General features: G+C 68.2%; 1 protein-coding gene. It reads left to right on the top strand.

Annotation, left to right across the window (positions count from 1 at the left end; all coding sequences use genetic code 11):
- Positions 1 to 1023, top strand: a 1023-nt coding sequence (locus tag AC1DGD_RS22085) for an aspartate ammonia-lyase (protein ID WP_476858277.1), incomplete at both ends; no start/stop codon positions are given.

Genomic DNA, 1023 nt, shown 5'->3' with positions numbered 1-1023 from the left:
CCCGAAGGGCGACTACGCCCGGCTGCACCCCAACGACCACGTCAACCTCAGCCAGTCCACCAACGACGTCTACCCCACCGCGGTCAAGCTCGGCACGATCTTCGCGGCCCGGGAACTGCTCCAGGCCCTCACCGAACTCGAAGACGCCTTCGCCGCCAAAGCCCTCGAGTTCCGCACGGTGGTCAAAATGGGCCGCACCCAGCTCCAGGACGCCGTCCCCATGACCCTCGGCCAGGAGTTCGGCACCTACGCCGTCACGATCGGCGAGGACCGGCTCCGCCTGGCCGAAGCCGACCTGCTGATCCACGAAATCAACCTCGGCGCCACCGCGATCGGCACCGGCCTGAACGCCCCCGCCGGRTAYGCCGAGGCCGCCTGCCGGCACCTGGCCGAAATCACCGGCCTGCCGCTCGTCACGGCCGTGGACCTGATCGAGGCCACCCAGGACGTCGGCGCCTTCGTGCACCTCTCCGGCGTGCTCAARCGGGTCGCCGTGAAACTYTCCAAGATCTGCAACGACCTCCGGCTGCTCTCCTCGGGCCCGCGCGCCGGCTTCGGCGAGATCAACCTCCCCGCGGTGCAGTCCGGCTCCTCGATCATGCCCGGCAAGATCAACCCGGTCATCCCGGAAGTGGTCAGCCAGGTCGCCTACGAGGTGATCGGCAACGACGTCACCATCACCATGGCCGCCGAGGCCGGCCAGCTCCAGCTCAACGCCTTCGAACCCATCATCGTCCACAGCCTCCACAAGAGCATCTCCCACCTCGAAGCCGCGTGCCGCACCCTCACGGCCCGCTGCGTCCGGGGCATCACCGCCAACACCGAACACCTYCGCCTCACCGTSGAACAATCCATCGGCCTCGTCACCGCCCTGAACCCGCAACTGGGCTACGCCACAGCCACGGCCATCGCCCAGGAAGCCCTCGCCACCGGCAAGGGCGTCGCGGAACTAGTCCTCGAACACGGCCTGCTCACCGACGAGCAGCTCACCGAACTCCTCAGCCCGCACCGCCTGGCCAACCT

The organism is Arthrobacter sp. 05T45 (genome assembly GCF_056395875.1).
The sequence above is the reverse complement of the archived record's forward strand: the minus strand, read 5'-3'. Positions and strand labels throughout refer to the sequence as shown.